This is a genomic window from Bacteroidales bacterium (genome assembly GCA_018334875.1).
GTDB lineage: Bacteria > Bacteroidota > Bacteroidia > Bacteroidales > UBA12077 > JAGXLC01.
The window spans coordinates 1-6,529 of the sequence record JAGXLC010000231.1; the positions used below are offsets into that span (position 1 = coordinate 1).

The 6,529-nt window shown below is 47.3% G+C and carries 5 protein-coding genes; all 5 read right to left on the minus strand.

Going from position 1 to position 6,529, the window contains the following annotated elements:
- Positions 1-146 precede the first annotated feature (146 nt).
- Entirely contained in the window at positions 147-2,189 is a 2,043-nt protein-coding gene (locus KGY70_15025; protein MBS3776507.1) for a transketolase, read from the minus strand.
- Positions 2,190-2,352: 163 nt separating this feature from the next.
- Complete coding sequence (locus tag KGY70_15030; GenBank protein MBS3776508.1) at positions 2,353-4,023, minus strand: ribulokinase; 1,671 nt, start codon at positions 4,021-4,023, stop codon at positions 2,353-2,355.
- A 76-nt stretch (positions 4,024-4,099) separates the two neighbouring features.
- A complete protein-coding gene (gene araD / locus KGY70_15035) occupies positions 4,100-4,786 on the minus strand; it encodes an L-ribulose-5-phosphate 4-epimerase (GenBank protein ID MBS3776509.1) in 687 nt (228 codons plus the stop codon).
- 18 nt (positions 4,787-4,804) lie between these two features.
- Entirely contained in the window at positions 4,805-6,307 is a 1,503-nt protein-coding gene (gene araA, locus KGY70_15040; protein ID MBS3776510.1) for an L-arabinose isomerase, read from the minus strand.
- 32 nt (positions 6,308-6,339) lie between these two features.
- On the minus strand, positions 6,340-6,529 hold a 190-nt coding region (locus tag KGY70_15045; protein ID MBS3776511.1), incomplete at its 5' end, for a DNA mismatch repair protein MutT.

Below are 6,529 nucleotides of genomic sequence, written 5' to 3' on the forward strand. Positions count from 1 at the left end.
AGGCAATAAGTCCGAAAGATATTTCTTAAAAGAAGTCGGGGATGATTTATATAAAACAGGTTGGAAGAAATTGGCATTGCATCCAAAGAAAAAGGGGATGCCTCTTCAGAGACAGCCCCTTTAACAATTTATGGACGGTTTTATTGTTATCTTGTTTTTTCAAGATAGCTAATGATTTTTTCGGCGATATTCTCTGGGACATACCCGAGTTTTTCATCCAGCACATTGGCTGGTGCTGAGTAGCCAAAATGTTCCATGCCGAATATCTCTCCGTTCTGTCCGACCAGGCCCCTGAGACTTGCCGGCAGACCTGCCGTAACACCAAATATAGGTTTGTCATTGGGCAATACCTCTTTCTGGTAATCCTGGGATTGCTGTCTGAATAACCCTTCAGAAATGGCTGAAACCAATCTGGCTTTGATGTTTTTTTCCTTTTCCAAAATCTGGGCTGCATCATACATGGTGGAAACTTCAGAGCCGTTTCCTACCAGAATGACGTCCGGGTCCGTCCCGGGTTCGTATACGATATAGGCGCCTTTTCTGGCTTTCCGGGCAACTGAGAATCTGGAGTCACCATTGGCGGGCAGACCCTTAACCTTTTGCCGGGAAAGAATCAGACAGGTTGGCGAATCGAGGTTTTCAAGTGCCATTTGCCAGGCCGTAACTGTTTCTGCTGAATCGGCGGGCCTTAATGCCAATATGCTGTTCTTTCCCGAATGATTTTTCAGTTGTTCCATCAACCGGATTTGGGCTTCCTGTTCCACCGGCTGATGGGTGGGACCATCTTCGCCTACCCTGAAAGAGTCGTGGGACCATATATAGATCACCGGAAGTTCCATCAGGGCAGCCAGGCGTACAGCCGGTTTCATATAATCCGAGAATACGAAAAAGGTACCGCAGGCGGGTATGACCCCACCGTGTAGTGCCATTCCGTTCATCAGTGCCGACATGGTCAGCTCGGATACGCCTGCCTGCAGGAAGGCACCGGAGAAATCTCCTTTCTGAAATGCCTGAGTACCCTTGAGGTAACCCTCCGTCTTATCGCTTCCACTAAGATCGCCCGAGGCGACGATAAGGTTTTCCACATTGTTAACCAGCTTCGACAGCACATAACCCGAGCTGTTGCGGGTGGCATCATCTCCTTCAGGCTCCAGGGAATCAAAGTCGAAATCGGAGACATCCAGCTTCAGGAATTTTTCCAGTTTTTTGGACAGTTCCGGATTGTCCTTTGCCCATTGTTTCTGGGTTTCTTTTCTATTCCGGGTTTCTTTGCGTTTGTTTTCAATAACTTTCTTATAGTATTCGGCCACTTCCGGATAGGTTTCGAATGGATTTTCCGGGTCTCCGCCGAGTTTTTCCACGGTTTTTTCAAAGGAAGCTCCTGCTTTACTCAGGGGCTTGCCGTGTGTGGAGACCTGGTGCTCGAAGCTGTTGCCCTCTTCATCTACTGCTCCTTTGCCCATAACTGTTCTGCCAATAATGAGCGTGGGTTTTTCAGTTTCTGCGTTGGCTTCCTTAAGCGCATTTCGTATTTGGTCATGGTCATGACCGTCGATGGTGATCACGTGCCAATGCCACGATTCATATCTTTTTCCGGTGTCTTCAGAGGTGACCACATTGGTCTTTGTAGAAAGCTGGATATCATTGGAGTCGTAAAACATGACCAGGTTGCTGAGTCCCAGGTGACCTGCTATCCGGGCGGTACTGTGGGATATTTCTTCCTGGATGCCTCCGTCGGAAACGTAAGTATAAATGGTATGATTCATCCAGTCTCCGAAACGGTGTGTCAGGAATTTTTCAGCTATGGCTGCCCCTACGGCAGATGAATGTCCCATGCCAAGGGGGCCGGAGGTGTTCTCTATCCCTTTTTCAGGTTCAAGCTCCGGATGCCCTGGTGTGGGGCTTCCCCACTGCCGGAAATTCATGAGCTCTTCTTTTTTGAATGTTCCTATCAGATGGAGGATGGAATATAACCCTGCCGACAGATGGCCCGGATCCAGGAAAAACCTGTCTCTAAACGGCCAGGCCATGTCATCGGGGTCAAAATTTAAAAACTCTGAATAGAGGATATGCATAAAATCCGCTCCTCCCATTGGCCCCCCGGGGTGACCCGATTTGGCCCTTTCAACCATGGCGGCGGATAATACCCTCAGGTTGTCTGCAGCTTTCATTGAAACGTCTGAACTCATATATTTTTATTTTTTAAGGATTAATTTACATGATCTGGGTATATCCCTCAATTATCTCTCCTGTTCAGAAGAAAGATAAAGTTCTGCGGGAGTATCTTTACCCGGATTGTTATACAATTAACAGATGCAAGGATACAAAATAAATCGTGTAAATAATAATGTTTTAAGTTAATTCCTCTTCAATAAACTGACCCAGTTTTAGATATTTTGCATACAGACTGCTGTATAGATTTGCTTTATGGCTGTCGGGCCGGTATTCCTGATCGAAGCCCTTGCCCATCTTTTGTTGTGCTTCATCGAACGACTTATAAATGCCACCCACCACAGAGGCGGCCATAGCTGATCCCAGAGCTGTTGCCTGTTCAGATTTGGCCACTTTAATGGGCATATTCAGCACGTCGGAGAGTACCTGCATAACAAACGGGGACTTTTTGGCCACCCCACCCATGGCAATGATACCGTCGATACGGGCGCCTTCCTCTCTGAGACGCTCTACGATCGCTTTTGCTCCATAGGCTGTGGATTCAACCAGTGCTTTGAATATCCTCGGAGCGTCCGATCCAAGGGTTAACCCGGTGATGGCTCCTTTGAGCATCTGGTTGGCATCCGGCGTGCGGCGACCATTTAGCCAGTCCACTGCCAGCAGTGTGGATTCTTCCACCGGTATCTTTTCTGCTTCACGGGTTAATTCAGGGATGATCTTTTCTGAGATCTCATCGGAAAGTCTGCGCCGGGACTCTTCATCAAGCGCTTTGGTGTTCATTAAAATATTCTCCACGGGCCACATCAGCACTTTTTTGAACCATGCATACACATCGCCGAATGCCGATTGACCGGCTTCCAGGCCTATCATGTCGGGTATAATGGAGCCGTCCACCTGGCCGGCAATGCCTCTTAAACGGTGGTCCTGAATATCATCCTTTGGCGCTACCATTACATCACAGGTAGATGTGCCAATGATTTTGGTCAGGTAGTAAGGTTTTATTTCTCCTCCGATGGCTCCCAGATGGGCATCGAATGCTCCAACACCCACTGCCACATCGGTGCTCAAGCCAAGTTTTTGCGCCCATTCTTCCGAAAGATTGCCAAATTTGACATCGCTGGTAAAGGTTTCCGTGTATAATTTCTCTCTTAAGCCTTTCAACAGGGGATCCAGTTTAGCAAGAAATTTTTCAGGCGGGAGGCCACCCCAGCTTTCGTGCCACATAGCTTTGTGGCCTGCTGCGCAGCGGCTCCTTTTAATCTGATGGGGGTCGTTTACACCGGTGAGCAGGGCCGGAATCCAGTCACAAAGTTCTACCCAGGAATAGGCTGATTGCTTTATTTTTTCATCTTCCCTAAGCACATGCAGGATCTTCGCCCAGAACCACTCGCTGGAGTAAACCCCTCCTTCGTATTTGGTATAGTCTTCTCCTCCCCAGTTTTTGGCCAGATCATTGATCTCTTCCGCTTCTTTAACAGAAGTGTGGTCTTTCCACAGGATGAACATGGCGTTGGGGTTCTCTTCGAATTCTTTTTTCAGAGCAAGGGGATTTGACTGTCTGTCAACGGCTACAGGGGTCGAGCCGGTCGTATCGGCAGTGATTGCCACCACATTTTCTGCAACACCTTCTGGCGCTTGCTTCAATGCTTCGCGCACCGAGGTTACCAGTCCCTCTTTATAATCCATCGGGTGGTGCCGGAATTGGGTCTGTGCAGCATCACAGTATTTGCCTTCTTTCCACCGGGGATACTCGAAAACAGCATTGGCCACTTCTTCACCGTTCCCGGTATTGACTATGATCGTCCTTACCGAGTCGGTACCGTAGTCTATTCCTATTGTATATTTATCCATATCAATTGTATTTTAGTACCGTACCGGTCAAATTCTTGTTTTTTGGCAAAATTTGCCCGGTACGGTAGGGTTTCATTCATTTCTGACCATAATAGGCATTTTTTCCGTGTTTTCTAAGATAATGCTTATCCAGTAAATGTTGGTCAATGGGCTGTCCGTTCCCAAGCATTTCTGTACGGAAGGCCATTTTGGCTATTTCCTCGAGGACTACAGCATTATGTACAGCTTCATGGGCATCTTTACCCCATGTGAACGGGCCATGACCATTCACATTCACCGCAGGCATAGCATCCGGATTCATGCTTTGAAAAGTTTCTGCAATGACTTTTCCTGTATTGGCTTCATAGTCCTTGTCCACCTCTTTTTGTGTTAATTTGCGGGTACAAGGGATAGCCCCGTAAAAATGATCGGCATGGGTAGTGCCGTAAGCCGGAATGTGTTTGCCGGCCTGGGCCCAACTTGTAGCCCATTCGCTGTGCGTATGAACAATTCCGCCGATGTTTTTGAATTCCCGGTATAACACAGTATGGGTCGGAGTATCGCTGGAGGGCTTCAGCCGGCCTTCCCTGACATTTCCTTCCAGATCCACGACCACCATATCATCGGGTTTCATATCTTCATAGGAAACCCCGCTGGGTTTGATGACAAGCAGTCCTTTTTCCCGGTCAATACCGCTTACATTTCCCCATGTCAGAATGACGAGTTGATGTTTTACCAGATCCAGATTGGCCTGACAGACTTGTTCTTTTAATTTCCCGAGCATAATACACCGAAGTTTTGATTAAATGCCTCTTGCCAGATGATGGTATATTTCATTCCATCTCAGTTCTTTTTTGAAATCCGAAATGGATGTATTTTCGTCAATCAGCAGAAATTCAATACCGGCCATTTCGGCAAAATTTTCAAGGTATTCATCATCAATGGTCATACTAAAGGCAGTATGATGGGCGCCGCCGGCATGAATCCAGGCTTCCGCAGCCTTTTTGAGATCGGGCTCGGGTTCCCAGGCTACCCGGGCTACCGGTAAGTTAGGCAATGACGGTATTTCTGTCACATTCACCTTATTGGCCACCATACGGAAACGGTTGCCCATATCCATAACCGAAACGTTGATTCCCGGGCCCGTTGGAACGCTGAATACCAGGCGGGCAGGGTCATCTTTCCCGCCTATAGACAGGGGATGAACCTCAAGCGACGGTTTCTCTCTGCTTAATGAAGGGCATACTTCCAGCATATGGGCACCCAGAACTTTCATGTTGCCGGGTTCCAAATGGTAAGTATAGTCCTCCATAAAGGAGCTACCGCCTTCCAGACCGGTTCCCATTACCTTGACCGCCCGTAAGAGGGCTGCTGTTTTCCAGTCACCTTCCGCTCCAAAACCGTAGCCTTCAGCCATCAGCCTTTGAACAGCCAGGCCGGGTAACTGCACCAGACCATGCAGGTCCTCAAAGTTTGTGGTAAATCCTTTAAAATCTCCATCTTCAAGAAAAGCCTTCATGCCGATCTCTATTCGGGCCGCTTCTCTTAAGGAATTGAATTTATCCTTCTCTTTTTGAACAGAAGGATCTATTTGGTAAATATCCCCGTACTGTTCCACAAGCCTGTCGACATCTTTATCTTCGACCTGGTTTACATAGTTGACCAGCTCACCAATACCGTAGCCTGCCACATCATATCCCATCTGCTGTTGAGCAGCCACCTTATCTCCTTCTGTAACTGCTACATTACGCATATTATCCCCAAAACGGGCAATTTTTGCGCCCTGGGCATCGTGCCAGGCGCATGCAGTGCGGGACCATACTGCCAATTTCCTGATCACTTCTTCATCCTGCCAGTGGCCCACAATGACTTTTCTGTTCTGGCGCAACCTCGAGGCCATAAAACCGAATTCTCTGCCTCCGTGAGCCGATTGGTTCAGGTTCATGAAGTCCATGTCGATTTCCGACCAGGGAATATCCCGGTTGTATTGGGTGTGTAGGTGGACATAAGGTTTTTTCAAAGTCTGCAGTCCGGCCATCCAGATTTTGGCCGGGGAGAAAGTGTGCATCCACATGATCAGACCCACGCAATGATCCGACTCATTGGCGGCCATACACAATTTTTTTATTGCTTCGGAATTTGTCATTACAGGCTTATAGACGACTTTGACAGGTATATTGGAGGCATCATTCAATGCCGCGGTAATTGCCTGAGCATGGTCTGCCACCTGTTTCAGCGGACCTTCGCCGTATAAATGCTGGCTTCCTGTAATAAACCAGACTTCATAATTGTTAATATTGGTCATAATTCCATTTGTTTTTAATTATACAAATCCATTTATATTTCAAAACCATATCCTTTTTGCACCAGCTCGTTATACTTTTCTTCATTGAACTTATACAGGTAAGCTCCTTTCTTGGAATTGCGCTTATCCTTTTCCTCAAGTCTTTCAAGAAAATCATGGGAAAGGAGCTTTTTCCTGAAATTTCTCTTGTCCATCTTTCTTTGATGAATTGCTTCGTATAAA